At 43.9% G+C, this 26,285-nt stretch carries 23 protein-coding genes; 15 read left to right on the plus strand and 8 right to left on the minus strand.

The features are described 5' to 3' along the window. Positions 1–29 precede the first annotated feature (29 nt). The 6 genes from JMX50_RS03415 to JMX50_RS03440 all read left to right on the plus strand — a co-directional run bounded on the left by JMX50_RS03415 (position 30) and on the right by JMX50_RS03440 (position 6,144). Positions 30–1,349, plus strand: a complete 1,320-nt coding sequence (locus JMX50_RS03415) for an ABC transporter substrate-binding protein (RefSeq protein ID WP_201628433.1) — start codon at positions 30–32, stop codon at positions 1,347–1,349. Beyond that, positions 1,346–3,106 carry an ABC transporter permease gene (locus JMX50_RS03420; protein ID WP_201628434.1) on the plus strand — a complete coding sequence of 587 codons (1,761 nt, stop codon included), beginning with the start codon at positions 1,346–1,348 and terminating at the stop codon, positions 3,104–3,106. The genes JMX50_RS03415 and JMX50_RS03420 overlap by 4 nt, the downstream gene beginning before the upstream one ends. A gap of 46 nt (positions 3,107–3,152) precedes the next feature. After that, the gene (locus JMX50_RS03425) at positions 3,153–3,797 is read left to right on the plus strand and encodes an ATP-binding cassette domain-containing protein (protein WP_201628435.1); all 645 of its coding nucleotides are present in this window, start codon (positions 3,153–3,155) and stop codon (positions 3,795–3,797) included. A 50-nt stretch (positions 3,798–3,847) separates the two neighbouring features. Next, positions 3,848–4,489, plus strand: a complete 642-nt coding sequence (locus JMX50_RS03430) for a CDP-alcohol phosphatidyltransferase family protein (RefSeq protein WP_201628436.1) — start codon at positions 3,848–3,850, stop codon at positions 4,487–4,489. Positions 4,490–4,539: 50 nt separating this feature from the next. Then, the gene (locus JMX50_RS03435) at positions 4,540–5,346 is read left to right on the plus strand and encodes a sterol desaturase family protein (protein WP_201628437.1); all 807 of its coding nucleotides are present in this window, start codon (positions 4,540–4,542) and stop codon (positions 5,344–5,346) included. Positions 5,347–5,589: 243 nt separating this feature from the next. Then, entirely contained in the window at positions 5,590–6,144 is a 555-nt protein-coding gene (locus JMX50_RS03440; RefSeq protein ID WP_201628438.1) for a carboxymuconolactone decarboxylase family protein, read from the plus strand. Positions 6,145–6,304: 160 nt separating this feature from the next. Here JMX50_RS03440 and JMX50_RS03445 read toward each other — a convergent pair whose 3' ends face one another. Beyond that, on the minus strand, positions 6,305–6,904 hold the full coding sequence (locus JMX50_RS03445; RefSeq protein WP_201628439.1) for a TetR/AcrR family transcriptional regulator: 600 nt from the start codon (positions 6,902–6,904) through the stop codon (positions 6,305–6,307). A gap of 210 nt (positions 6,905–7,114) precedes the next feature. Here JMX50_RS03445 and JMX50_RS03450 point away from each other — a divergent pair, with 210 nt between their 5' ends. Together JMX50_RS03450 and JMX50_RS03455 are read left to right on the plus strand one after the other, a co-directional pair. Then, the gene (locus JMX50_RS03450; protein ID WP_201628440.1) at positions 7,115–7,813 is read left to right on the plus strand and encodes a haloacid dehalogenase type II; all 699 of its coding nucleotides are present in this window, start codon (positions 7,115–7,117) and stop codon (positions 7,811–7,813) included. 47 nt (positions 7,814–7,860) lie between these two features. Further along, a complete protein-coding gene (locus JMX50_RS03455; protein WP_201628441.1) occupies positions 7,861–8,397 on the plus strand; it encodes a peroxiredoxin-like family protein in 537 nt (178 codons plus the stop codon). Between the two features lie 124 nt (positions 8,398–8,521). Here the strand turns inward: JMX50_RS03455 and JMX50_RS03460 are convergent, their stop codons facing one another. The 6 genes from JMX50_RS03460 to JMX50_RS03485 form a co-directional block, all read right to left on the minus strand. After that, entirely contained in the window at positions 8,522–9,553 is a 1,032-nt protein-coding gene (locus tag JMX50_RS03460) for a hypothetical protein (RefSeq protein WP_201628442.1), read from the minus strand. 125 nt (positions 9,554–9,678) lie between these two features. Continuing rightward, positions 9,679–10,149 (minus strand): acyl-CoA thioesterase, encoded by a 471-nt coding sequence (locus JMX50_RS03465; protein WP_201628443.1) that lies wholly within the window; start codon positions 10,147–10,149, stop codon positions 9,679–9,681. A 109-nt stretch (positions 10,150–10,258) separates the two neighbouring features. Beyond that, the gene (locus JMX50_RS03470; RefSeq protein WP_201628444.1) at positions 10,259–11,980 is read right to left on the minus strand and encodes a fatty acid--CoA ligase; all 1,722 of its coding nucleotides are present in this window, start codon (positions 11,978–11,980) and stop codon (positions 10,259–10,261) included. Positions 11,981–12,045: 65 nt separating this feature from the next. Further along, positions 12,046–13,248: a 3-oxoadipyl-CoA thiolase gene (locus tag JMX50_RS03475; protein ID WP_201628445.1), complete on the minus strand. Its 1,203-nt coding sequence runs from the start codon at positions 13,246–13,248 to the stop codon at positions 12,046–12,048. 92 nt (positions 13,249–13,340) lie between these two features. Then, complete coding sequence (locus tag JMX50_RS03480; RefSeq protein ID WP_201628446.1) at positions 13,341–14,933, minus strand: 3-hydroxyacyl-CoA dehydrogenase; 1,593 nt, start codon at positions 14,931–14,933, stop codon at positions 13,341–13,343. Positions 14,934–14,998: 65 nt separating this feature from the next. Further along, a complete protein-coding gene (locus JMX50_RS03485) occupies positions 14,999–15,775 on the minus strand; it encodes an enoyl-CoA hydratase (protein ID WP_201628447.1) in 777 nt (258 codons plus the stop codon). A gap of 335 nt (positions 15,776–16,110) precedes the next feature. Between JMX50_RS03485 and JMX50_RS03490 the strand changes: the two genes are divergently transcribed. The 3 genes from JMX50_RS03490 to JMX50_RS03500 all read left to right on the plus strand — a co-directional run bounded on the left by JMX50_RS03490 (position 16,111) and on the right by JMX50_RS03500 (position 19,727). Beyond that, entirely contained in the window at positions 16,111–17,265 is a 1,155-nt protein-coding gene (locus JMX50_RS03490; RefSeq protein ID WP_201628448.1) for an acyl-CoA dehydrogenase family protein, read from the plus strand. A gap of 155 nt (positions 17,266–17,420) precedes the next feature. After that, positions 17,421–18,686: an MFS transporter gene (locus tag JMX50_RS03495; protein ID WP_201625587.1), complete on the plus strand. Its 1,266-nt coding sequence runs from the start codon at positions 17,421–17,423 to the stop codon at positions 18,684–18,686. A gap of 195 nt (positions 18,687–18,881) precedes the next feature. Beyond that, positions 18,882–19,727 carry an IclR family transcriptional regulator gene (locus JMX50_RS03500; RefSeq protein WP_201625588.1) on the plus strand — a complete coding sequence of 282 codons (846 nt, stop codon included), beginning with the start codon at positions 18,882–18,884 and terminating at the stop codon, positions 19,725–19,727. Between the two features lie 117 nt (positions 19,728–19,844). Here the strand turns inward: JMX50_RS03500 and JMX50_RS03505 are convergent, their stop codons facing one another. Beyond that, entirely contained in the window at positions 19,845–21,209 is a 1,365-nt protein-coding gene (locus JMX50_RS03505; RefSeq protein ID WP_201628449.1) for an MBL fold metallo-hydrolase, read from the minus strand. A 513-nt stretch (positions 21,210–21,722) separates the two neighbouring features. On the opposite strand from JMX50_RS03505, the gene JMX50_RS03510 reads away from it, so the two are divergent. From JMX50_RS03510 to JMX50_RS03525, 4 genes are all read left to right on the plus strand, one after another. Next, entirely contained in the window at positions 21,723–22,337 is a 615-nt protein-coding gene (locus JMX50_RS03510; RefSeq protein WP_227670891.1) for a YceI family protein, read from the plus strand. Between the two features lie 84 nt (positions 22,338–22,421). After that, a complete protein-coding gene (locus JMX50_RS03515; protein WP_201628450.1) occupies positions 22,422–23,822 on the plus strand; it encodes a cytochrome c in 1,401 nt (466 codons plus the stop codon). Between the two features lie 73 nt (positions 23,823–23,895). Then, entirely contained in the window at positions 23,896–25,512 is a 1,617-nt protein-coding gene (locus JMX50_RS03520; RefSeq protein ID WP_201628451.1) for a flavin monoamine oxidase family protein, read from the plus strand. Positions 25,513–25,584: 72 nt separating this feature from the next. Beyond that, positions 25,585–26,256 carry a c-type cytochrome gene (locus tag JMX50_RS03525; protein WP_201628452.1) on the plus strand — a complete coding sequence of 224 codons (672 nt, stop codon included), beginning with the start codon at positions 25,585–25,587 and terminating at the stop codon, positions 26,254–26,256. Positions 26,257–26,285: the final 29 nt, after the last annotated feature.

The raw sequence follows: 26,285 nt of genomic DNA on the forward strand, positions 1-26,285 counted from the left end.
AAAAATATGTAATCATAACGGAAACTTAAATGTACGTTATTAAATCTTTACCAGCTTTGCCAACGCTAAAAAATCTAAGCCGCTATAGCGCCTATGCTATGGCGCTTAGCGTTTGTGCAGTTATTTCTTCAAGCATATCAGCAAGCACTGCCTCACTCACTACCGATGACCTTAATCAAAATTTATCATCTTGGCAGCAGATAGAGGTGCAAGGTAAAAACCAAGACGTTTACTTCTATGCATGGGGCGGTGACCCGCAGATCAATGCCTATCTACAGTGGGCAGCTAAGCAAGTAGATGATAAATATAATATCAATTTAGTCCATGTGAAATTAAGCGACACCAGTGAAGCCGTCAGTCGCGTACTTGCGGAAAAGTCTGCCAACAATAATGATGAAGGCAGCGTTGATCTCATCTGGATAAATGGCGCAAACTTTGCCACCATGAGTGAGAACTCATTATTGCTGAAACAATGGGCGAACAAGCTGCCTAACTTTGCCTTGACCGATCCAGAGAATAATCCTGCCGTTAACTTTGATTTTGGTGTGCCAACCAATGGTATGGAAGCGCCATGGGGTCAAGCCTCACTGACTTTTTATTACGACAGTTTATCAACGAATAAGCCACCAACCACTTTAAATGAGCTGGTCAATTGGACGGCGCAAAACCCCGGGCGTTTTAGCTATCCAAAGCCGCCTGACTTTTTAGGAATGAGTTTTTTAAAATACGCTTTAGTCATGCTGCATGAAAAGCAGGATACGAACACAGGCGAAAACACAAAAGCACAGCTCAACTTGCCAGCCACTGAGCAAAATTCAGATATGATATTAGCCCCTTTATGGACGTTTCTCGATGATTTGCATCCCACTCTATGGCGCAAGGGTGAGCAATTTGTGCAAACGGGCGCGCACATGCGGCGTTTGGTCGATGATACCGAGCTTAGCTTAGCATTTAGCTTTTCCGCGCCTGAAATTCCTGCGGCCGTGCAGCGTTATGATTTACCTCAGAGTATTCGTAGCTATGCCATGAGTGATGGAAGCTTAAGTAACACCCATTTTGTGGCCATTCCTTATAACGCCAGCCATCCGCAAGCGGCGCAGTTAGTCGCAAATTTCTTGATAAGCCCAGAAGCACAGGCCAAAAAACAAACGCCTTCTATATGGGGTGATAAAACCGTACTCGTCCAATCTACGCTCGACCCTGAGCAACAAGCGCTATTCAAGACTAACAAACCCCATCCGAGCGCCCTACCGGTTGACGCGATAAAACGTACCGTAAATGAACCACATCCAAGCTGGGTTGATGCCATTATGCAAGGCTGGCAGGCGCGTTATGGGGTCAGCCCATGAGTAAAGATTCTAATAATAAAACGGCTGATTCAAGCACTAGAACGATAGATCCTTATAAAACAGACCTATTTACGCGCATTGTATCCTTGAGTCCGAAATTTTTACTGCTACTGCTAATATTACCCGTACTCGGTGGTTTGCTCAGTGTGCTGTTACCTGCCTTTAGCTGGGTACCTGCACTTGAGCAAACGACTTTTGGTCTACAAGGCTTTAACAATCTTTGGCAGACGCCGGGTCTTACCCAAATGGTAGCGTTAAGCATCGCTACTGGATTAATCAGCACGTTACTCGCTTTTGTCATGACTTTAATGATATTGGCGGCATTTTTTAATAGCGTTTGGTTGACCCGTATTGAGCGCTTGCTGAGTCCAATCTTGGTCATTCCTCATGCAGCGGCAGCCATTGCGGTTAGCTTTTTAATTGCGCCTTCTGGTATGTTTTCACGCCTTATTTCACCGTGGCTTAGCGGCTGGGAATTGGCGCCAAACGGTATCTTTCCGCATGACCCCTACGGCATCAGTATCATTTTGGGTTTAACCTTAAAAGAGCTGCCGTTTTTATTATTAATGGCACTAGGCGCTTTGGCACAACCAGAACTTGGTAGAAAGCTGCGTCAGCAGTATAAAATTGCGCTAAATCTCGGCTATTATCCCATCACTGCCTTTTTTAAAGCCGTACTCCCTATCCTCTATCCTTTTTTACGTTTGCCTATCTTAGCCGTGCTCGCCTATGCCAGTGCCAGCGTAGAGATGCCATTGATACTCGGTCCAAACACGCCGCCAACGCTCGCGGTTACTATCATGCAATGGTTTAACGATGTGGATTTAAACTTACGTATAAAAGCCTCGGCAGGCGCATTATTACAGCTGGCGTTGACGGGTAGCTTAATCGCCTTGTGGCTCGGCGCTGAGAGAGCGATAAAAGCTTGCTTTAATGGCACATTGATAAATGGCAAGCGCAACTATGCCGATGCACTCTGGCAAAAAATTACCGCAGCGTTGACCACTGTGGTGATTGGCTTTATTTTGCTAGCGCTCATTGGTCTGGTCATGTGGTCAATAGCTGGTTTTTGGCGCTTTCCAGCCGTATTGCCAGAGCAGTTGGTGTTATTACATTTTCAAAGTGCCTTTACGCAAATGAGCACGCCATTATTTAATACTCTTGCTATCGGTATCGTGAGTACCGTATTTGCCATTGTGCTGACATTGTTATGTTTGGAAGCTGAGCAATTAAGTAAAAAATCTCTTTCAACATTTACCAGTTTTATTATCTATTTGCCGCTGTTAGTGCCCAGTATTGCCTTTTTATTTGGGTTGGTGTGGTTGCAACAATTGGTGAATAACCAAACGGCGTTTTTTAATGTGGCGTTTACCCATCTGCTTTTTGTACTGCCTTATGTGTTTTTATCGCTTGCCAGTAGCTACAGGCGTCTAGACCCGCGCTTTGCTCATGTAGCCGCAAGCCTTGGGGCGACCCCAGCAAAAGTATTTTTGCAGGTGAAATTGCCACAATTATTTGCGCCGCTGTTAATTGCTATCGCCCTTGGTTTGGCTATTAGCTTTGGTCAATACTTGCCGACGTTGTTAGCAGGTGGTGGACGTATCGCCACCATCACTACCGAAGCTGTGACTCTCGCAAATGGTGCCAGTAGGCGCACCAGTGCGGTGTATGCCATCATCCAAATGGCACTGCCGTTAATTGGCTTTATATTGGCGTGGGTATTGCCGAAGTATTTCTTTAAAAGTGGCACTCGTTAGAAATAACATCTATCAACTTATTTTAAAAGTAACTAAAGGGTCCTTGATGCAATCCTCTTTACAGATAAAAGACTTACAGTTATATCGACAAGACACGCTACTCCTCAGCCTAGATGAGCAGATTTCTGGTGGTGAAATATTGACTGTCATGGGGCCATCTGGTAGTGGCAAATCAAGCTTATTGAACTGGCTAACAGGTACTTTACCAAACGGTTTTACCGCTACTGGTGAGGTCTGGTTAAATGATAAAAACGTAAGCCATCTGCCGACGCACCTGCGTCATATTGGGGTACTGTATCAAGACGCCCTACTGTTTTCGCATTTATCAGTAGCGGGTAATATTGCTTTTGCGATGCCTAAAAGCAATAAGACAGGAGATAGAAAACAGCGTAGTGAAAAAATAGAACAGGCGCTGGCACAAGTGGGATTAGCCGGCATGGGAAGTCGCCATCCTGACAATTTATCGGGCGGACAACAAGCACGAGTGGCGCTACTGCGCACCTTGCTCAGCGAGCCAAAAGCGATCCTACTAGACGAGCCTTTTAGCAAGCTCGATACCCAGCTAAGAGTAGATACACGCCAACTAGTATTTGAGCAAATTCGCACTCATAAGCTCCCTGCTATCATGGTCACGCACGATCATAGCGATGCTGAGGCCGCAAAGGGTAAAGTTATTCATTTAGACCTGTAGTTCTAGAACTCTAATCTGAAACACCAAAGCGAAATATAAAAGGCAAGCGCATGCTAGACAAATTTCTTACGCCCATGATTAAGCCGATACTAGCCCCTGTGGTAATTGTATTGCACAAACGCGGCATTACGGCTGATCAACTCACGGTAGCGGGCTTTTTAATCGGCATGTTAGCCTTACCATTACTTGCGTTTGAGCTTTGGTATGGCGCACTGGCAGCGATTGCGCTGAATCGTATTTTTGACGGTCTTGATGGCGCGCTAGCTCGCCATGCACAGCAAAGCTCAAGCGCAGGCGGCTACTTAGATATTACGCTTGATTTTCTCTTTTATGCAGCAGTGCCGCTGGGTTTTATCTTGGCAAATCCTGAACAGAACGCCATTGCAGGTGCGTTATTACTTGCTACCTTTATCGGCACAGGCTCTAGCTTTTTGGCGTTTGCCATTGCTGCCGAAAAGTTTAAACTGGATAAACCACAGTTCAAATATAAAAGCTTTTATTATTTAAACGGTTTGACGGAAGGTACTGAGACTATTGCGCTGTTTGTTGCCTTTTGCCTTTGGCCGCAGCACTTTGTACTACTCGCTGGCATTTTTGCAACGGCCTGCGCGATTACGATTTTTACCCGTATCCATGGTGGCTATCATACCCTCAAGCAGCTAGAGACTGATGCCATAGTCGGTTCAAAATAAAAAAATATGGTCACAATATCCTGCTGGTGTGAACCCTCAAGAGGTAAGTAATGACTAACGAAGTATGGTGGCGTCTTGGGTTCTTTTTGAGCATTTTAGTGATTATGATGCTGATTGAGTGGCGCATGCCTGCACGTAAAGCGCCGATCAAAAGCAGTAAACGCTGGTTCGCTAACTTTGGTTTGGTGTTTGCGTCATCCGTTATTGCTCGTCTAGCCGTGCCTGTCGGTCTAACGGCTGTGGCACTTTATAATCAGCAGCATAAAATTGGCTTATTCAATATTATCGATTTGCCAAGCATTGTTGTCATCATATTAAGCTTAATATTGCTCGACATCATCATTTACTGGCAACATCGATTATTCCACCGCGTGCCTATTCTGTGGCGTTTGCATAAAGTTCATCACGCTGATGCACATGTTGATGCCAGTACAGGGCTTAGGTTTCATCCTATTGAAATTGTTTTAAGCATTTTAGTGAAGCTCGTTGCCGTCAGCTTGTTGGGCGTCCCTGCCATCGCGGTACTGATTTTTGAGATTGCCCTAAATGGCTTAGCGATGTTTAACCATGCCAATATTCGCTTGCCACCTGCGATCGAAAAACCTGCGCGCTTAATATTAATGACGCAGATTTTGCACCGTATCCACCACAGCCAACGCGTCAGTGAAACCAACTCAAACTATGGTTTTAGCGTTATTTGGTGGGATTGGATTTTTGGTAGTTATAAAGGCGCTGCGCAGAAGCCTGATAACGAGCTAGATATTGGCTTAAAAGAATATCCCTCACCTAAACAGAATGCTTCACTTTGGGGATTGCTCGTAATGCCGTTTAAAGGCCATTCATTTAAACGCAAATAAAGTTTTGCGTTCATCTACTCATCCTTGAATGTAAATCACACTTACAAATAAATGAGCGTTCATTCAATTATAATTTGAGCGTTTGCTCAAAATGATTTATAGTGGTCGCAGTTGTCGAGCTACTTAATAAAATCCTATCTATCAAATTGAGCGTTCACTCAAATATATATGGTTTATTTTCTAGTACCTCACTTCATATGATTACTAAAACCATTCATTAATTACTATTAGAAGGACTTTTATATGACTGAATTTACCCTACACGACAAAAACACCGCTCCAGCAGAAAGCAAAGACTTGCTTGATGTATCTATCAAGGCATTTGGCATGGTACCTAATCTACATGCCGTCATGGCTGAAGCGCCTGGCTTGCTCGAAGGCTATCAGCGCCTGCATCAGTTGTTTTTAGACAGCAGTTTTGATGATGAAGAAATCACGGTCGTTTGGCAAACCATCAACGTCGAGCATGAGTGCCATTACTGCGTCCCTGCCCATACAGGCATTGCCAAAAGCATGAAAGTAGACGACGCAATCACCGAAGCCTTGCGTAACGAGACGCCATTAGCAACTGAAAAACTAGAAGCATTACGCGACTTTACGCTATCGGTCGTTCGTGATCGTGGTAACGTCAATGACGAGGCGGTACAAGCGTTCTTGGATGCAGGCTTTACCAAACGTCATATTTTAGAAGTGGTACTTGCAGCGGCGCAAAAAGTCATGAGCAACTACACCAACCATTTGGCCAACACGCCAATCGACAAGCCTTTCCAAAAGTTTGAATGGCATAAAGTAAGCTAGTAAAAGATTGGTTAAAGGATAGCTAAGCTAAGGATTTCGCTTAGTCTTAGGATTTGGCTTCAGCTCTGTAATAGTAATAGCATTTACGGCTGTATGGTAATCATCATACAGCCCTTTTATTAGGATAAAGAACTATACCTTGGTATGTTATTGTCTTAGCTTAGCCATCAAGGCGCAGCGCTTCTATAGACAATGCCATATCTTCAGCCAATGCATGTACTGCCTCGCTATCGACATCACGCTGGGCAAAGGCGCGTAGCCCCATGACTTCAGCCTGTAAGCGTCGCCCTAGTCTGGTCGCATCCAGCGTACTATACAGCTCACCAAGTTGCTGCGCGGCACTAAAGCAATCGATAAAGCGCGTCTCCATGCCTGCCAGCAGCATTTCAACTTTTTGTAGCGCTGCTTGTTCACGAGCGCCAAGCTCGAGCAAGCTTTTGACCAACATACAGGCCTGACTTGGCAGCTCCTTGTCCCGTATGCCGCCGAGCTGACGCACATAAGCGGCCAACCCGAGCAAAGGCGATTCGTGATGGCTTAATATACGCTCAAGCTCCGTCAGACCCAATCGAGCATAATAATCCAATGCTTCTTGAAACAGTCCATCTTTACTGCCAAATGCAGCATAAATGCTACCTGGACGCATATCGAGTGCTTCTTCAATATCTTTTAAAGATGTGGCATGAAAGCCTTTTTGCCAAAAAAGCTTTAGCGCTCGCTCTAAAGCTTCCTGACGGTTATACAGTGCGGTACGTGACATAATATATTCCCATGTTTAAAAACCATGACCTCAAATGATGAAATAAGCACGGCTGTACTATTTGAGTAATTACTCAATTTTATCTTGAATGATTACTCAAGTCCAGTTAAAGTAAATTGAACCAATTCTGCAATGTTACCCGCAGTCAGAACCATCCCCCCCTAACTATAAAGCTGCGGACAGCATCTATCACGATATATAGGAGCCTTTATGCCGTCTAATCCATCACCCTCAGTCATCGTATTCGACGTTAATGAGACGCTGCTCGATATCGATAGCCTCGCGCCTTTATTTGCTCGACTATTTGGTGATGATAGAATATTAAGGGAATGGTTTGCCCAATTGGTGCTTTATTCGCAAACCATGACATTGTCGAATCTTTACACTCCTTTTGGCGAGCTTGGTGTTGGTGCATTACAGATGACAGCCGATATACATAGCGTTACGCTGACAGATAGCGATATTAATGAATTTAAGCAGCGTATGAATGAGATGCCAGCGCATCCTGATGCTGCACCAGCCTTAACCAAACTACGTGACGCAGGGTTTAGGCTAGTAACCTTGACCAATTCAGCCACTAGGGCCTCGCCTACGCCACTTGAACAGGCAGGATTAAGTGAGTTTTTTGAGCAGTCTTTTAGCGTTGAGACAGTAGAAAAATTCAAGCCTGCACCTGAAACTTATCAGATGGTGGCAAATATATTATCTGTAGAGATGGCAGACCTTTGCCTTGTTGCCTGTCATCTTTGGGATACGATTGGCGCGCAAGCGGCGGGCTGTCAGGCAGCATTTGTCACGCGATCTTATAATGCCTTACTGCCCGCCGCCAAAGTACCAACGCCGGACTTTATAGCGGCAGACCTTATTAGCATTGCTGAACAAATCATTGCTCAAAGTCAAATATCGTAAAAGATTTATGCCAAGCCCATTAATATAAAACGTCAAAGGATAACACCATGCAATCAGATAACAGCCAAAAACTTCGCGCCGGCACTCCATTTCCTGATATACAGGTACAAATGCTAGATGGTGAGATAAAATCATTAGGCAAGCCTGAAAATGGTCATGATTGGAAACTGGTAGTGGTTTACCGCGGTAAGCATTGTCCCATTTGTACCAAGTACCTCAATCAGTTAGAGACGATAAAAAGCGCATTTTTTGATACTGGTGTCGATATCATTGCCATATCAGGAGATAGTAAACAGCAGTTAGAGGAGCATTTAGAAAAACTAACTATCAGCTTTCCGATAGCTTATGGTTTGACGATTGAGCAGATGCAGACGCTAGGTCTGTACATCTCTGACCCACGCTCAGAGAAGGAAACCGATCATCCCTTTGCCGAGCCTGGGGTGTTCGTGATTAATGCTGAAGGGGAAATTCAAATCATAGACATCTCGAACGCTCCGTTTGTCAGACCTGAGCTTGAAGCCCTTGCAAACGGCTTGTCTCTTATTCGAGAAAACGATTATCCTATTCGTGGCACACATGAGTAATGATAGGCGTAAAAACTTAGCGAACGCTATGTTTAATTAGCTTGGTAAATCTTATAGCTTGGATTAACGTTTTAACAAAAAGGTTGCTAGCACTATATCCTATCCAGTGTTAGCAACCTTTAGCTTAGAAATTATATTTGGCCATTATTTCAACTTGCTGACCTTCTTTTACTGATGATAAGGTCTTATCACTGCGATCTCTCCATTCAATACCAAAATCCAGATCGGGTAAATAATTATAGATAAGGTTGATGCTTTTCACATTTACAGAGGTATCAGACGCATCATCGACATTAATCTCACCATAACGCAGGTTACTAAAAAGCTTCTCGGTAAATTTGTGTCTATAGCCTACCGTAAAGCCAGTTTGCGATATAAGCTTGCCGTCTTCTGCGTCACAATCTGAAGCGCCGGTCGCCCCAAGGACTTTTCCGACACATACTGTAGAATAAGCTCCCATCCCTTTACCGTTATATACGCTCGCATGTAATGAGTCATTACCCAGTTTGAGTTTACCCGCCAAAGAAGCACCGACGCCTACATCTGAATCGTTTCCATTTTTAGCCTCACGTGCCGTGACTGCTAAGTTATAGCTCAGATCAGATATGTTATTTTTATAGCTGACCACCATATCAGGCAGGTTGGCTTCATCATAAACAGGGTCTTGAGCTGTAAAACGAAGCCCCTTATGAGTGTAATGTACAGTTAAATCTGGACGAATATCAGCGCCACCACCAGAGATGGTGCCCAGTCCCGTACCTTTAAAGTCGAGCTGCTCAGTCAAAAGTGGGTAAACCGCTAAGAACTGACCATTCCATGTCTTACCTACAGTCAAATCATCGAGCTGAACATACGCATGGCGCAGCCGCAAGTCTGAACCACCATTTGCAGCATTACCATAAAAATCACCTTCAATAAAACCCGTTAGTTTTTTATCCTCTACGTTCTTCGTGGTTTTGAGATTAATCCGAGTTTGCCGTGCATTTCCTTTGAACTCAGACTCGCCTTCATCTGGAGAATAAAAGATACCTTCGGCTTTAACATAACCACCGATACTTAAAGTGGTGTCCCCATTTGTGACAAGCTCTATGGCTTGTGCCTGTACGCATACCCCAAGGACAACCAAACCAAAAGACAAATTTTTGATATAAAGCATGATCTATACATTCCTTGTTTTGTTTTAAAATCCATTTCAATCCTTTTAAATCTCTACTGCTACCGCATTTTTTAGTCTTATAAATACCAGCACCATATCCTTATATAAAAAACTTGCCTCCTGATTTAATTAAAACTTTCAAAAGCATTAATCGCGGCTTTTTTTGTTTCATCGATATTTTTCTTTTGTCCGCTGGCTTTATCAAGATATACCAACACGGACTCAGCCTTAGCAACGATGGTATTTAACACCGTACTATAATAGGTATATTCATGAATCAAGCTGGCATTGCCAATTTTCTTCACTCGAACCCCAATCCACAAAGTATCGGGATAAGTCACCGGTTTAAAATACTGACAGGATGATGCTGCCATGACTGAAAAGGTATTTTCATTAAATAGATTTAATTGACTGTTATAGTAAATACGAGCGTTTTGGGCATAAGTGTAATAGACCACATTATTAACATGACCAAAGGAATCCATATCGCCCCACTCTACTTGTTGAGAATAGATAACCGCAAAGCCATGCATGGGATGGTGTTTGTCTTTATTCAGTGTCTCTTGTATTTCCGGTAATATAGCTAAAGCCTTCATAGTTTTCTCGTCTCGTCATACCAATAAACATACATGTTATTAATACACACGTTAAAATTATCAGTAAGCTTGAATGATTGTTTTAAAGTCATTGAAAGACCTTTTTGAATTAAATCAGTTTTTCTGCGCACATCATGCGCATTTTTTTCTTATCAAGCTTACCCACACTGGTTTTTGGCATTTCCACTAAAAACTTGATTTCACTTGGCACGCCATACTTTGGTAAATGGCCTTTTTCTACGGCTTGATGGCCTAAGGCTAAAATGTCATCCGCTTTGGTGTCTACATATTCAGGCTTTAAAACCACTAATGCTAAAGGTCGTTCGCCCCATCTTTCATCTGGCACTCCAATCACGGCAACATCAGCGACACTCGGGTGAAAGGATAAAATGGTCTCAACTTCAAGCGAGGATACCCACTCACCACCAGACTTAATCACATCTTTTAATCGATCCGTAATGCTTAGAGTACCGTCAGAGGAGATAGAGGCGATATCTTGAGTATGCATCCAGCCACCGCGCCATAGCTCATTACCAGCATCTGAGTTTTTGAAATAGCTTTGAGTAAGCCATGGTGCTCGAATCACAAGTTCCCCTGTCGACTCACCATCCATTGGTAAAGCTTTGCCGTTTTCATCCCAAATTTCCATTGAGACGAGCATAATCGGTGAGCCAGACAGACAACGATAATTAAGCTGCTCTTTCATTTCCATCGAGTCCGTTTTATCATCAAATACCGCTCTAGATAGCACAGGACACGATTCTGACATGCCAAATCCAGACATAAACTCAATACCGCTTTCAATGGCCGCTTTAGCCAAACCTTCATTCAGCTTTGAGCCACCGAGTAACAACTTCAGACCATCAAACTTACGTCCTCGTGCGGCCATCTCTTTTAATAGCATTTGTAAAATCGCAGGAACACCATGTGAAAGCGTAACTTTGTGCTGCTCGATTAAGTCCACCAACATTGGGGCTAGATAGCGCCCCGGATATACTTGCTTAAGCCCTATCATGGTTGCCCCATACGGCCAGCACCAAGCATGCACATGGAATAATGGCGTCATTGGCATGTAAACATCATTGTAGCGCGCGCCTTGACCTTCAGCGTTTAGCGCGGATGCTAGCGTACTTGCCAGCGTCTGTAATACGATCTGTCGATGGGTAAAGAAAACCCCTTTTGGGTCACCCGTCGTGCCACTGGTATAAAATGTGGTGGCGATGGTATTTTCATCGAAATCTGGAAAGTCGAACGCATCGCTGGCAGCTGCTAGCATGGCTTCATACTCACCTTCGACATAATCTGGCATGCTAACTTGCTCAGTTTTTGTACCGTTTTTTGTATCGTCTTCGCCATACTCAGCATCATCAAAGCCAGTATCATCGAGCCAAACAATCTTCTCAATAGAAGGCGCTTCATGACGGTAATTTTTCGCCATTGGCTCAAATTCAGCATTTAAGAGCAAGACTTTGGGTTTGGCGTGGTTGATGGTATACAGCACTTTATCTTCGGCCAAGCGTACATTGACCGTTTGTAAAATCATGCCAGACATCGGCACGGCAAAATACGCTTCAAGGTAACGATGACTGTCCCAGTCCATAACCGCAACCACGTCACCTGCTTGCAACCCCATGTTTTTAAGGACGTTTGCCAAGCGATTAACCCGCTTAAAAAATTCAGCATAGGTATAAGTGACCTTGTCGGCATAACTAATGGTTTGATCAGTAGAGGCAATTTTTGCACGATTTAGCAGCTGTTTGATAATCAAAGGAAAACCATACGCTTCTTGAGCTTGCTGGTAGTCCTCATGTTGGTTAAGTATAGAAGTCATTATTGTCGTCCTTGATAATAAAATAGTATGGCGAGGGCAGTAATAGTAAAGGTAGCTTAAAATGCTTAGACTCGTTCTATCACCATGGCAAGCCCTTGCCCAATGCCAATACACAAACTGACCACGGCGTATTTTTCGCCCGTACGCTGTAGCTCACGCGCCGTACTTAACGCAAGTCTTGCCCCTGATGCACCCAGCGGATGCCCGACAGCAATCGCCCCACCATTAGGGTTGACACGCCTGTCATCAAAATCAATGTCTAAACCTTTTAGACAGCCGAGTACTTGCGAGGCAAATGCTTCATTAATCTCAATGATGGACATATCATCAAGGGTCAAATCAGCACGTTTCAATGCCAGTTTAATGGCTTCAACAGGTCCTACGCCCATAATATTAGGCTCAACACCCATGGCACCAGATGAAAGAATCTTGGCAATAGGCTTAAAGCCCAACTTTTCTTCTGCCTGCTTTGAGCCAATAATCAGCGCAGCTGCGCCATCATTAATACCTGACGCATTGCCTGCTGTGACGACACCTTCGTTGTTTAAAGGCTTAAGTTTTTGTAACGCCTCAACAGTAGAGCTGGCGCGAGGATGCTCATCATCCAATATCGCTTTTTCTGGCAGCTTTTTACCTTGCGATACCATAATTGGCGTTATTTCATCGTCGAAAAACCCAGCTTGTTTGGCTGCTTGGTACTTAGCTTGTGAGGCTGCTGCGAATTTGTCTGCTTCTTCACGAGTAATACCGTATTTGCGAGCGACATTATCGCCCGTTTGCGGCATGCTATCGCTACCAAACTGTTTTTCGATGATAGGATTGGGGAATCGGCTGCCAATGGTCGTATCAAATACTTTAAATTCACGACTAAAAGGCGTTTCGGTCTTAGCAAAAACAAAGGGTGCGCGGGTCATTGACTCAACGCCACCTGCTAAAAATATATCCCCCTCATGACAAGTAATACTACGAGCGGCATCGATAATGGTCGATAGTCCTGAAGCGCATAAGCGATTGACGGTTTGACCGGGTGTTTTGACATCTAACCCTGCTAGCAGCGCAGCATTACGGGCGATATTGCGTGAGTCCTCACCGGCTTGATTGGTATTACCAATCAATACTTCATCAAAGATATCGTTAGGCAGTTGGTGCTTTTCGATTAAATTCTTCATCACTGTAGCGATCAAATCATCAGGACGTACGGTGGCTAATGCCCCTGCGTGGCGACCAAAAGGACTTCTTAATCCATCATAAATATAGGCGTCTAACATAACTGTTCCTTGTTGTGTTTTGAGAGTTTTTCTGAATAAAATATAGGGCTTAGCAACTGTACACCTGGGCGCGCTAAGTCATTAATACGCCATTAACCTGAATAATTATTTTGCTGAGCAAACAGTGAAACACCTAGGGTGGCACGGCGTTGCAGCCATGGGCTAGGACGATAACGTGGATCACCCGTTAACCCATGAATACGTTGTAAAATTAGTAAAATACGCGAGGCACCAAGCTCGTCCCCCCATGAGATAGGACCATAGGGATAACCCAATCCAATCTTGACGGCATTGTCGATATCTTTTGGTGTGGCAATACCTTGCATCGCAATATCACAACCTAGATTAATCACCATGGCAATAACTCGCTGCGCCACAAAACCCGTGCTTTCGGTAATTAGTGTGGCATCGACAGCAACATTTGAGCCCTCATCCGAGCTTTTATCGAATTTATTACTTCTACCAAATAGGGCATAAGCTTGCGCTATAAAGTTATCTTGCGTGACGATACTTGGCATGAGAGTACGATGCTTGGATAAGTCAGTCAGCATATCGATGGCAACCGCTTGTTTAGGATTAACCTGATAGCGGATAGCCGCATTGGTGGTATCGTCACCATAAATAGCCAGTAATATCAAACTGTCAGAGTTTGGCTTATCGTTATCGTCGATAGTGATGTCGTTAGCGCTTAGATAATCAACCAACTGTTTTTTATCTTCTGCTAAATCCGCCCCAATCCAAACTGAGAGGTTTGAGATATCGAAATCTGTCTTAAAAGGTAATTGTTTGGAAGGATCTACTGTTACTTTTTGACCATCTTGTTTTTTATTTTCTGTGTAGTGATAAAAACCTTCACCAACTTTACGACCAAGCTTTTTTCCTATTAGCATTTGACGGGTTAAGGGATGCGGACGATAGCGAGGCTCAGAATAATACTGGTTATAAACAGACTCCATAACTGGATGCGATACGTCGATACCGGTGAGATCAAGCAGCTCAAACGGTCCCATCCGAAAGCCAGCCCCTTCACGTAAAATAAGATCTATATCCTCAAAACTAGCGACTCCCTCGCCTAGTATTTTTAAGGCCTCCGTACCATAAGCTCTGCCGCCATGATTGACAATAAACCCTGGGGTATCTTTTGCCACTACCCCTAAATGCCCCATGCGTTTAGCTAAAGCCGTAAGCGTCTCGACCACTGACGGTTTGGTAGAGATACCCGGAATCACTTCAACGATTTTCATTAAAGGTACTGGATTAAAAAAGTGAAATCCTGCTACGCGCTCTGGGCGCTCACAATCGGAGGCAATCGCGGTCACTGCTAGTGATGAAGTATTGGTTGCCAAAATCGTTTCAGCAGGAACAATGCTTTCTAGTTGTTTAAAAAGCTGTTGTTTTATTTCTAAATTTTCGATAATCGCTTCGATTACGACATCTACCTCGGCAATTTTAGCTATCTCTTCAATCACGGTCAGATTGGCTAAAGTAGACTGTAGCTGCTCATCGGTAAATTTGCCTTTAGCCGATAGTTTTTCGAGTGTCGCTTGAAGAGATTGGCGTCCTTGCTCAGCAGCTCCTGCCTTGGCATCAAATAAAAGTACTTGAATGCCCGCTTGCGCTGCGATTTGGGCGATACCCATACCCATAATGCCTGTACCAATAATGGCCAATGTGTTCACGGTCATAATAATCCTTTATATGCTCTCGTTTTGAAAATTGATTTAGCTATGCCTATGTTTGTCTCAACAAGCTACTGTCCTTTGTATTCAGCACTACGTTTTTCTAAAAAAGCTTTCGCCCCTTCTTTTTGATCTTCTGTATCAAATAAAATCTGAAAGGCTTTACGCTCTAGAGCCAATGCGGCTTGTAGCGGCATGTCCACCCCGAGATTGGCAACTTCTTTGATTTGGGTTAACGCAATCGGTGAATACCCTGCGAGTTGTTCAGCGATTTCAATAGCACGTTTGATAGTCTCTTCATCTTCGACCACTTCAGAAACCAATCCCATTTGATCCGCTGCATCAGCACTTATCATGTCGCCCGTTAATATCAGCTTCATGGCTTTATGTTTGCCAATCACGCGAAACAGCCGCTGCGTGCCCCCTGCTCCTGGCATCAATCCAATTTTGATTTCTGGTTGTCCAAACTTAGCCGACTTACCAGCGACGATGATGTCGGCATGCATAGCAAGCTCACAGCCGCCGCCAAGGGCATAACCATTGACCGCTGCAATAATCGGCTTACGGCAATTGGTGATGGCATCCCAATAACGTTCGCTATGACGGAGATACACATCAACCGTTTTTGCGGTTAAAAAGTCATTAATATCAGCGCCCGCGGCGAACACTTTGTCACCGCCCGTCAGCACAATAGCTTTAATCTGAGGGTCATCGTTTAATTGGATAAAAATATCTGCCAGTTTCTGACGTAATTCGGTATTTAAAGCATTTCGAACTTTAGGACGATTAAGCCTTATCACGCAAATGCCATTTACTTGCTGCTCAATTAAAATTATTTGCTCTTCCATGATGCCATCCTTTAAATAGTGTCCTTTAATTTAAACAGTGCCCTTAAGCAAAATACTGCAATCCTTAAAACACCTTAAAATTGTGATAATTAATACCGCATAGCGATATCCAGTTCCAATATATACTGTTTATTTCCATTTGTGAAGAGAAAAACCCAGTTAAATTTAGAAATAAACCCTAAATCAAAGATATTCACCCTTAATAAATACCGCATTGCGGTTTTTTAAACCAAAAGTATTGTAATTTAATAAACTATCCATTATGCTGTTTGTTCGAATTAACCATAAAGTCCCTATTAGCAATATTAGATATTATTTCAACAAGGAAGAACTACATGATTAGAGACAAGGAAGTACTCGACCATATCGTCCAAACTGTTCGTCAGTTTGTAAACAATCAATTGATACCGAAAGAAGATTGGGTAGCAGAAAACGACCGTCTGCCAGAAGAGATCTTCAGCCAGATGCGTGAATTAGGGCTGTTTGGACTGACCATTCCCGAAGAGTACGGCGGGCTTGGCGTTACTATGGAAGAAGAAGTCACACTGGCATTTGAATTAGGACGCACCTCACCCGCTTTTCGCTCATTAATAGGGACAAATAACGGTATCGGCTCCTCTGGTCTTGTGATTGATGGCACCGAAGAACAAAAACAAAAATATCTGCCAAGACTTGCCAGTGGTGAAATCATCGGCTCTTTTTGCTTGACCGAACCAGAGTCAGGCTCAGATGCTGCCTCACTCCGAACCACAGCCATTAAAGATGGCGACAACTATGTACTTAATGGCACCAAGCGTTATATCACCAATGCCCCTCAAGCCGGTATATTTACCGTCATGGCACGCACTGACCCTGACAATAAAAGGTCTGGCGGTATTTCAGCATTTATCGTTGAGAGCGATACCCCTGGTATTACGCTTGGCAAAATTGACAAAAAAATGGGGCAAAAAGGCGCTCATACTTGTGATGTGATTTTTGATAACTGCGTCGTTCCTGCTAGTGCTTTGATAGGTGGTGTCGAAGGTGTAGGTTTCAAAACTGCCATGAAAGTCCTTGATAAAGGGCGCTTACATATCGCCGCCGCAAGTACCGGAGCAGCTACTCGAATGCTAGATGATGCGCTACGTTATGCGGTGGAACGTAAGCAATTTGGGCAACCGATTGCCAACTTCCAACTTATTCAAGCGATGCTTGCTGATTCAAAAGCGGAGATTTATGCGGCCAAATCTATGGTATTAGATGCTTCACGCCTGCGCGATGAAGGTAAAGACGTCGTTACCGAGTCGTCATGTGCCAAGATGTTTGCCACTGAAATGTGCGGCCGCGTCGCTGATAGAGCGGTGCAAATTCATGGCGGTGCTGGTTATATCGCCGACTATGGTATTGAGCGTTTTTATCGTGATGTGCGCTTATATCGTTTATATGAAGGGACTACTCAGATTCAGCAAATCATCATTGCTCGCAATATGATTAAAGAGGTGAGCGAGTAGTTTTCACTTATTTAAATGCTAGTTATTTGATTAGTAACAAGTATTTACATTATTAAAGCGTATTGAGGTATTTGCTGGGATGCAGATACCTGAGTAACGTCACTATACCCATATGCTCATAGTCTTTTACTCTCACAACAATAAGGATATAAATTGTGAAAAGTGCCGCTATAATTTCAAATCCGAGCTTAATTCCTGTGCAAAAACAGCCTTGGAAATTGGCCTTCTTTTTTTGTTTTCTAGTTTTATTATGTGATGGAGCCGATATTGGTATTCTCGCCTTTACACTTTCAAGTATAAAGCTAGAATTTGGGTTGACCAATGTACAAGCGGGTGCTTTAGGCAGTTGGTCCTTATTTGGCATGGCCATCGGTGGGTTTTTTGGTGGTTGGGCCTGTGACCGTTTTGGACGAGTGCGTGTGATCGTGCTTGCGACAGCGCTCTTCTCCCTTCTGTCTGGCTTTAGTGGATTTGTGCAAAGCTATGAGCAGTTTGTAGCATTAAGATTCACCGCTTGTTTGGGTCTTGGCAGCTTATATATTGCTACCAATACCTTGATGTCTGAGATGGTACCTACCAAACATCGAACGACGGTACTTGCTGCATTGATGACAGGCTTTACCTTAGGGTCTTTGGTTATCACCAGCATCTCAGCTTGGATTATTCCAAGTTATGGTTGGCGCACACTATACCTGTTAACGTTTTTACCTATTATTCTATCGATAGCCATGTACTTTCTTATACCTGAACCAAATTCTTGGAAAGCGGCACGTGCTCTTAAACTCAGCGGTGCAAAAGATTCGCTACAAAAACCTGAAAATCCTTATAAAGCCATATTTGAAAATCCCAAACATCGCATCATGTTCATCTTATGGTCAATGAGTTCAGGTCTTTTACTATTTGGCTATTTCGGAGTCAGCAACTGGCTACCTTCTTATCTAGAAACTGAATTGGGCATCAAATTTAAAGAGATGGCGCTATATATGGCGGGCACTTATCTGACCATGATGTTTGCTAAAGTCGTGGCAGGTCTAGTAGCTGATAAAATTGGGCGTAAAATAGTCTTTGCATTCGGTACTATGGGTACGGCGCTCTTTATTCCAGTATTGGTATATTTCCATACCCCCGAAAACATCGGTTGGCTCATGTTAACCTTTGGTTTCTTATATGGCATCCCTTATGCTATCAATGCCACCTATTTAACAGAAAGCTTTCCTACTGCTATTCGAGGTACTGCTATTGGCGGGGCATTCAATATCGGACGCTTGGGCTCGGTTATTGCGCCCGTCGCCATTGGTTATATGGCCATGCAAAACTCTATCGGCGCAGGTTTGTTGCTGATGGCAGGCGCGTACTTCTTATGTGGTCTTATCCCAACCTTGTTCATTAAAGAACAACAGTACGACCCACAAAAGGCGTAATATTACTCAATATATATACCGCATAGCGAAATAGCTTATAATAACTGTGTTAAGAATTTAATGGCATCTTTAATATAGTATGATTAAAGATGCCGACTACTATTAGCCTAGAATCCTTTTTTTGATTATAAAGTACGGTAAATAGTGCGTTTACTATCATATTTATATTAACTTGATTGAGATTAAAAATAATATATGACAACTAAAAACCTTATGGATGAAGGCACTAACAATACAACGCATATTGAATTGCTAGAGCCCATTGCAGAGATGAGAGATCAAAATGACAGGCAATTTGTCACCGCTTTGGCTCGAGGACTTGAGCTGCTGCGTTGTTTTACCCCGCAGCGTCCTTATCTTGGCAACCAAGACTTAAGCCAATTAACAGGGCTTCCGAAAGGCACAATCACGCGTCTCACTTATACCTTAGTCAAGTTAGGATATTTAAAGCAATCGACGAACAGTAGTAAATATCAACTCTCTGTAGGTGTGTTGGGATTTGGCTATACAATGATGGCGAATATCTCTATCAATAATTTGGTCACGCCGTACATGGAAGAGCTGGCAGATTATGCTAACAGTGCCGTTGCTATGGCAACTCGTGATCGCCTGACGATGGTATATCTCAATGTCGTACAAGGCTCAAGCACCACTACGATGCGGCGCAATGTCGGCTCGTACTTACCTATTCATTTAAGCTCAATGGGAAGAGCCTGTTTGGCCAGTATGCCGCAAGCGGAGCAAGAGTTTATTCTTGATGCTATTCGTACTAAGCATAAAGATGATTGGCTAAAAATTAGGCGAGGACTGGACAAAGCCTTTAAAGATTATGATGATTATGGGTACTGTTTTTCGATTAGCGAATGGCAAAAAGACGTCAATGCAGTTGCCACGGCATTGATGCATCCGACTGAAGGTCTACTGACCTTTAATTGCGGCGCACCAAACTTTGTCCTTAGCCGTGACAAACTAGAGGAAGATATCGCCCCACGTCTGTTGCATATGAAAAACAGTATTGAAGACAACCTTTATATCAGCTAAGACGGCACTATTGGTTGTTAATTGGCTATGGATTCAGTGACTATGGATTCAGTGACTATGGTCGCGTATATTTAATATCCCTATTCAATTTTCAATAAATATGCAAGCCACTTTATATCAATCATGCCCTGCTTTCCATGCACCCATAGAGCCGAGATAAATATCAAGATTATCGAACCCTCGGCTTGCTAGCCACCCAGCGGCTACCGTCGCCCGCGCGCCACTGGCACACATCAGAGTATAGTGATGACTTTTATCAAGTTCGTGCCAGCGCTCGTTCAGTTGACCGACATAAATATGCTGTGACCCTTCAATCGCTGTAGCAGCTCGCTCGTCAGCGTCGCGGACGTCAAGCAGTGTCCAGCTATTGTCCTCTTTGCCTTTATTATTCATCAAACGTGCTTCAACCTCAGCGGTATCTATCATAGGGGTTCGTTGCATCTCCTGACCCTGAGCCGCTGCCGGTACTACGCCAACATAACCACCCATAATGTTATCAAAGGCGATTCTTACCAGATGCGCCATTGCCGTGGCAAGCTGCTCTTCATCTGAGGCAATCAGCACCATACTTTCCCCTTCACGAATGAACCAGCCAGCAAAAGCAGATATCATGCCGACAGGCAAACTCATTGACCGCGGAAAATGACCAGCAGCATACGCCATCGGCTCGCGAATATCGATCAGATGGTCAGCCGTGCAGCTTTGAAGTTGCTTTAGCGACAGATGACGCGGGCGCATCACCGGCGGTGGCGCATCACCACCTTCCATGTTGAGCCGCTCCATCAGCCTAAAATACGGCGGCTGATAATGGTTTTCACTGACTTTAAATCGAATAAAGGCCTCACGATCCGTCATCTGTAAACGTGGGTTATTCACTCTCTCGTGGCCAACAGTAGAAAACTCGCGTTCTGCCATGCCAGAGCCGCACACAGATCCCGCACCATGAGCGGGATATATAATCGCCTGATCCCCCAGCGCCAGTATTTTTTGTAGTGAATCATACAGCAGACCCGCGACTTCCTCGCGCCGTTCAGGATAAAAGTCAGTTCGACCAACATCTCCCACAAATAAAGCATCACCTGTAAAAACACCCACCGCCTTGTCTGGATAAGCAGTATCGAATAGCGCGTAGGCAAGGTGATCATCGGTATGGCCGGGCGTTTCTAGCACTTGGATTTTAAGCTGACCAATGGTGAAGCAATCACCATCACGTACTGTTTGAGCATAGACTATGGGCTGTTCAGGATTAGGCCCATGCAATACGGTCGCCCCTGTCATGTTTGCTAAAATGGGGGCGCCAGAAACCAAATCTTCATTGCGATGGGTTTCAAATATATGGGTAATTTCAAGACCTGCTGCGCGAGCTTTCTCCACATAAATCGCGCAATCACGACGTGGATCTATCACCGCCGCTTGCCCACCTGATCCCACTAAATAAGACAGATGAGCAAGACCAGGTGTTTTTATTTTTTCGAGCAGCATAGCTGCCTCCTTGTTTGAGGTAGACCAATTTTCAACCGCAGATTGCATTTGATTTTGCGCAAACAAATTATTTTAAATAATCAATTTAAAATAAAGCGGTTTTTATTGGAAAACCTCAAATACGATAAATGATTAGCTGTTTTTAAAGCTAGCACGAATAATTGTCATATATCAATATACAACAACACATATTAACAATTCGCCTTTCATAATTTCTCTTTCGTAGTTGCTCTTTCGTATCTATAGCCAAGGCTAACGACTTGCGGAAATTTAGAATTATTACGATATTCTCAGCGAAGACATGTCTATCAAAAATGGCGTCTTTTACGCTTTCTTATATTTTTATAGCATTCTCATTAAACTATCTTAACGCTTTCTTAATAACATCCAGCCTATACTCTTATTCAACTGCTAACTCCTAACCCTCTTCTAGACTAGACTGGCTAAAAGCATCGATTACGCTCGTCATTTATGGATGAATACTTACGGCTAAATACTAAAAGGAAGCTGGCGATGAGCACTATATTAAGGAATAAAAAATTAGAGATTAAACAAAGCCGCTACTTATCGATGTTCTTAATATTATTAATTATGGTGAACACCATAGGTAGTAGTTATGCGGCCAGTTATATCATTAATCCGAATAACACAAAGGTAAGCTTTGCTATTAAACGTTTTAAAAGTCCTGCTATGACCGGCGGCTTCTATCAGGTCAAAGGACAATTGCAATACGATGCAATTTTAAAAGCAGGTGATATCTCATTAATTATACCTATTAACTCTTTGGATACGGGCAGTAAGATTTTTAGCAAAAGTTTAAAAGGGGTCGATTTTTTCGATATAGAGCGCTTTCCCTCTGCTCACTTTCAATCCACCAGCTGGCACTTTAATAAAAGTAAGGTGACGCGTGTCGATGGCAATTTAACCTTACATGGTGTGACCCATCCTATCAGTCTCACTGCCAATGCATTCGACTGTTATCTAAGCGCTACTGCCAAAAATGAGGTTTGTATTGGGGCGTTTTCCACCACGATAGACCGAACCAATTGGAATATAAATAAATATTCATGGTTTGGTCTCAGCAAAAATCTTGATTTAAACGTTGAGGTTGAAGCGATGAAACAGTAGCTATTACGGGCAAATAGTTTTATTTTAGTAAGAGCAATCAAGGATGATTGACAGGCATTATTTGCTTAGGGTTATAAGGATATTATGAAGCCACTTTCTATCACGATGTCAGCATTGGCATTTAGCTTGATTCTTAGCGCGACCTACAGCCCTGATTCGAGCGCTGCTATGGCTAAAGATATAGACCCTTCTATAACTGACTTGCCTGCTAGAATTAGCTTGCCTAATGTCAGCCCTAGTAACAGCGATTTAGCCAATCGCGGCGCTTATGTGGCGCGAACTGCTGACTGTATGGCGTGCCACCGCGAGGATTACAGCGGCGGCGTGGCCATCGAAACGCCTATCGGCGATATTTATTCGACCAATATCACGCCGTCCAAGCGCTATGGCATTGGCAACTATACCGAAACTAACCTTAAGAAAGCACTACGCAAAGGTCGCTCTCCTAACCATCATCTGTATCCCGCTATGCCCTATCCGTCTTATCACGGCATGAGCGATGCTGATATCAGTGCCTTATTTGCTTATTTTCAGACTGTTCCTATCGTCGACAAACCGCCTGAAAAAACAACTCATCTACCTTTCCCTTTAAACATTCGCAGCTTAATGCTGGCTTGGAATCTTATCAATGTGCCCGCTACCGAGAATCGTGATGATCTGACGCCAATTCAGCAGCGCGGCGAGTATCTGGTTAATAACCTAGAGCACTGCGGTACCTGCCATACGCCGCGCAATCTCACCCAAGGTCTTGATAACGCTCGCTATCTCTCTGGTGCACCACTCGGTAAATGGTTCGCGCCTAACATCACTCCTGATAATGAGACTGGTATTGGGCGTTGGAGTGAGCGCGACATCGTCATCTATTTGCGTACTGGCAAGCTTGATAAACGTGCCTACGCGGGCGGGCCTATGGCGGAAGCGGTTGCTCATAGTATGCGTTATCTTACAGATGCAGATTTGAGCGCAATGGCCAATTATCTAAAAGTCGTACCCGCCATTAAGACGGATGATTATTTGATACCCGTCAACGTTGCAAAGCTGCCAAATCCTATCAGCCCTTCTATTACTTATAACTTACTTGAGCAAAAAGACCATCTGGCCGAGGCAAAAGCCAATGCGACCCTTGCTACTAGTAGCGTAAGCACCAGCTCTATTAATAGTAGCGATTCGCCAAAATCTTTATATCTCACTCACTGCGCTAGTTGTCATGGCGTTGACGGTTATGCGCAGCCTGATGCCCGTTATGCATCCATCGTTGGCTTAAGTAGCATTCGCCGTGCTAAGCCTGACGCGCTTATTGGCGTGATTGCTTTTGGCGCAAAAGGTGCTTTTAACACGGCGCCCAAAATGCCCGGTTTTAAGAAAGACTTAAGCCATACACAGATAGCCAGTATTGCCAATTATGTACGCGTCAATTTCGGCGGTTTGCCTAGTAGCGAAGTCACTGCTGCAGAGGTTAAACGTGTAATCAAAGAGAAACGCTAAACCTATAGAAACCCAAACCTCCCGACTTTCTCATTGCGTTACTACTTATGATAAGCCCGATAAGGATGATTAAATGAAAGACTTGCTGTCCTCCCCGACACGGCGACAACTGCTCGCAATGATAGGTAAAACCGCTGGCGCAACCGCTATGTATCAAGCGATGACTGCATTAGGTTTCGCCTCCGAGTCGAGCTTTAAACAAGAGATAGAGCTGAAAGGCGCACCTGCTGGCGCTAGCATCGTTATCCTTGGTGCAGGATTGGGCGGGCTTACAGCAGCTTACGAGTTACGTAAAGCAGGTTATAAAGTAACGGTACTTGAATACCAAAATCGTGGTGGCGGACGCAGCTGGACGCTAAATAGCGGCGATAAATATACCGAGCTTGGCGGCGAAGAAGTCACTTGCGACTTTAAAAAAGGCAATTACTTCAACGGTGGACCTTGGCGATTGCCCGTGCATCACTATGCGGTGTTTCATTATTGCAAAAAGTTTAATGTCGCCCTGCAACCATTTATCCAAACCAATGACCGCGCCTATTTGCACCGTACCAATCATTTTAATGGCGCACCGCAGCGCTTGGGTGAAGTGCAAAGCGATATTCGTGGCTATGTCTCTGAGCTATTATCCAAAGCCGTCAATAAAGGCCGCCTAGATGATACCGTTACTCAAGAGGATAAAGAAAAACTATTAAAAGGTCTTAAAGGTTGGGGTGTGCTGGATAATAATTATCGTTATGTCAAAAGCGCCGAGACCAGTAAACATCGCGGCTATAGCGTTTATCCCGGTGGCGGACTCATGCCTGCTGCCAAGCCTTCAACACCGATACCGATGCATAAACTATTAGATTCAGGCATGTGGGCAGATCTCTACACCAACTATACCGTTTACGTGCATCAACCCGCGATGTTCCAGCCTGTTGGCGGTATGGGGAAAATTGGCGATGCTTTCACCCGCGTGTGTCGCGATATGATTACGTTTAATGCCAAAGTTACTAAGATCCATCAAGATGAAAGCGGCGTTACCGTTGATTATGTCGATACAGCTAACGCTAAAAGCAGTAATTCTGAAGGTAGCACTAAAAGCATTCGCGCCGATTGGTGTATTTGCAATATTCCGCTGTCAGTATTGACGCAAATTGATATCAATGTCTCAGAGCCGATGAAGCAAGCGATGGCGGCTGTCCCTTACGATAGCTCCTTTAAAGTCGGGCTTGAGTTTAAACGGCGCTTTTGGGAGGAGGACGAATGGATTTATGGCGGTATCACTTATACTGATCTGCCGATTACCCAAATCTCTTATCCTTCACAAGATTTATTTACCTCAGGATCGGGCGTGTTACTTGGCGCTTATGGCTTTGGCGAAGCGTCTTATAAGTTTAACTCCTTAACGCCAAAAGAGCGCATCAACGCGGCATTAGAATATGGCAAACGCATTCATCCGCAATATACCAAAGAGTTTCGCTCGGGTACTTCAGTCGCTTGGCATCGTATCCCTTGGTCACTTGGCTGCTATGGGCTTTGGAGTGAGTCAAGCCGCGAGCAATACTACGATACGTTATGTGCCATCGACCACCGAATTGTATTAGCAGGCGAACACTGCTCGCACATTCCTGCTTGGCAAGAAGGCGCCATACTCTCGGGTCTAGATGCCGCCAAACGCTTACATCAAAAAGCCAAAAAACTAGGCTAGTTTAATAAACAACTTTTAGAATCATTGGTTAGCAGACAGTATTTAGTCAGTATAAAATTAAGGTAAGCAGGCATGATAATAGTAAAATCAAAGCATTTAAACTTATATAAGTCATCTCACTTGCCGGTTATATTAATAATAAGTGGCACGGCTTTTATATCAGGCTGTAGTCAACATACTAAAAGCAGCGCTCCTACCATTGCTAGCCTGCAAGCAACGGCGATGGTCTTGGATGACAGTTTTGACAATCAGGCCAGCCGTAATAATGGCGCTTGGGGCGCGGTTTATATGTCCAAAGAAGAACTTACGCGCCCGCCCATGAATATTGTCGATGTCAGCTCGATAGCAAAGATGAGTGATGATACAAATTTGCAAAAGTGGCTGACCAAATTTGAAGGCAGCGCACAAGGTAAAACGGGGTTTTTTAGTAATGATGGCAAAAAACTTTACGACGACTCTTGCGCAGGCTGTCATATGTCTAAAGGCGAAGGCGCACAAGGAGCGGGTTACTATCCGCCACTCGCGAACAACAGCAAGATGCAGTCTAAATACTACATTATTAGCGTCGTCATCAATGGCTTGCGCGGTATGCCCGCCTTTCATAGCATGATGAATGATGAGCAAATTGCAGCGGTCACTCAATATGTACACAGTGATTTAAATGGTTTTACAGATAAAGTGACTGCTGCCAATGTCGCGCAGCTACGTCATGACTTCCCGCCGGGTGCAGACCCTAGTGAATAGTTTTATTATAAAAAATGGTTTTATTGTAA

Origin of the sequence: Psychrobacter maritimus, from assembly GCF_904846345.1 — a bacterium.
Lineage (GTDB): Bacteria > Pseudomonadota > Gammaproteobacteria > Pseudomonadales > Moraxellaceae > Psychrobacter > Psychrobacter maritimus.

What these genes read in the sequence shown, in the direction of transcription:
- JMX50_RS03415 (WP_201628433.1), top strand. Translation starts at nt 30, where the DNA reads ATGTACGTTATTAAATCTTTACCAGCTTTGCCAACGCTAAAAAATCTA.
- JMX50_RS03420 (WP_201628434.1), top strand. Translation starts at nt 1,346, where the DNA reads ATGAGTAAAGATTCTAATAATAAAACGGCTGATTCAAGCACTAGAACG.
- JMX50_RS03425 (WP_201628435.1), top strand. Translation starts at nt 3,153, where the DNA reads ATGCAATCCTCTTTACAGATAAAAGACTTACAGTTATATCGACAAGAC.
- JMX50_RS03430 (WP_201628436.1), top strand. Translation starts at nt 3,848, where the DNA reads ATGCTAGACAAATTTCTTACGCCCATGATTAAGCCGATACTAGCCCCT.
- JMX50_RS03435 (WP_201628437.1), top strand. Translation starts at nt 4,540, where the DNA reads ATGACTAACGAAGTATGGTGGCGTCTTGGGTTCTTTTTGAGCATTTTA.
- JMX50_RS03440 (WP_201628438.1), top strand. Translation starts at nt 5,590, where the DNA reads ATGACTGAATTTACCCTACACGACAAAAACACCGCTCCAGCAGAAAGC.
- JMX50_RS03445 (WP_201628439.1), bottom strand. Translation starts at nt 6,904, where the DNA reads ATGTCACGTACCGCACTGTATAACCGTCAGGAAGCTTTAGAGCGAGCG.
- JMX50_RS03450 (WP_201628440.1), top strand. Translation starts at nt 7,115, where the DNA reads ATGCCGTCTAATCCATCACCCTCAGTCATCGTATTCGACGTTAATGAG.
- JMX50_RS03455 (WP_201628441.1), top strand. Translation starts at nt 7,861, where the DNA reads ATGCAATCAGATAACAGCCAAAAACTTCGCGCCGGCACTCCATTTCCT.
- JMX50_RS03460 (WP_201628442.1), bottom strand. Translation starts at nt 9,553, where the DNA reads ATGCTTTATATCAAAAATTTGTCTTTTGGTTTGGTTGTCCTTGGGGTA.
- JMX50_RS03465 (WP_201628443.1), bottom strand. Translation starts at nt 10,149, where the DNA reads ATGAAGGCTTTAGCTATATTACCGGAAATACAAGAGACACTGAATAAA.
- JMX50_RS03470 (WP_201628444.1), bottom strand. Translation starts at nt 11,980, where the DNA reads ATGACTTCTATACTTAACCAACATGAGGACTACCAGCAAGCTCAAGAA.
- JMX50_RS03475 (WP_201628445.1), bottom strand. Translation starts at nt 13,248, where the DNA reads ATGTTAGACGCCTATATTTATGATGGATTAAGAAGTCCTTTTGGTCGC.
- JMX50_RS03480 (WP_201628446.1), bottom strand. Translation starts at nt 14,933, where the DNA reads ATGACCGTGAACACATTGGCCATTATTGGTACAGGCATTATGGGTATG.
- JMX50_RS03485 (WP_201628447.1), bottom strand. Translation starts at nt 15,775, where the DNA reads ATGGAAGAGCAAATAATTTTAATTGAGCAGCAAGTAAATGGCATTTGC.
- JMX50_RS03490 (WP_201628448.1), top strand. Translation starts at nt 16,111, where the DNA reads ATGATTAGAGACAAGGAAGTACTCGACCATATCGTCCAAACTGTTCGT.
- JMX50_RS03500 (WP_201625588.1), top strand. Translation starts at nt 18,882, where the DNA reads ATGACAACTAAAAACCTTATGGATGAAGGCACTAACAATACAACGCAT.
- JMX50_RS03505 (WP_201628449.1), bottom strand. Translation starts at nt 21,209, where the DNA reads ATGCTGCTCGAAAAAATAAAAACACCTGGTCTTGCTCATCTGTCTTAT.
- JMX50_RS03510 (WP_227670891.1), top strand. Translation starts at nt 21,723, where the DNA reads ATGAGCACTATATTAAGGAATAAAAAATTAGAGATTAAACAAAGCCGC.
- JMX50_RS03515 (WP_201628450.1), top strand. Translation starts at nt 22,422, where the DNA reads ATGAAGCCACTTTCTATCACGATGTCAGCATTGGCATTTAGCTTGATT.
- JMX50_RS03520 (WP_201628451.1), top strand. Translation starts at nt 23,896, where the DNA reads ATGAAAGACTTGCTGTCCTCCCCGACACGGCGACAACTGCTCGCAATG.
- JMX50_RS03525 (WP_201628452.1), top strand. Translation starts at nt 25,585, where the DNA reads ATGATAATAGTAAAATCAAAGCATTTAAACTTATATAAGTCATCTCAC.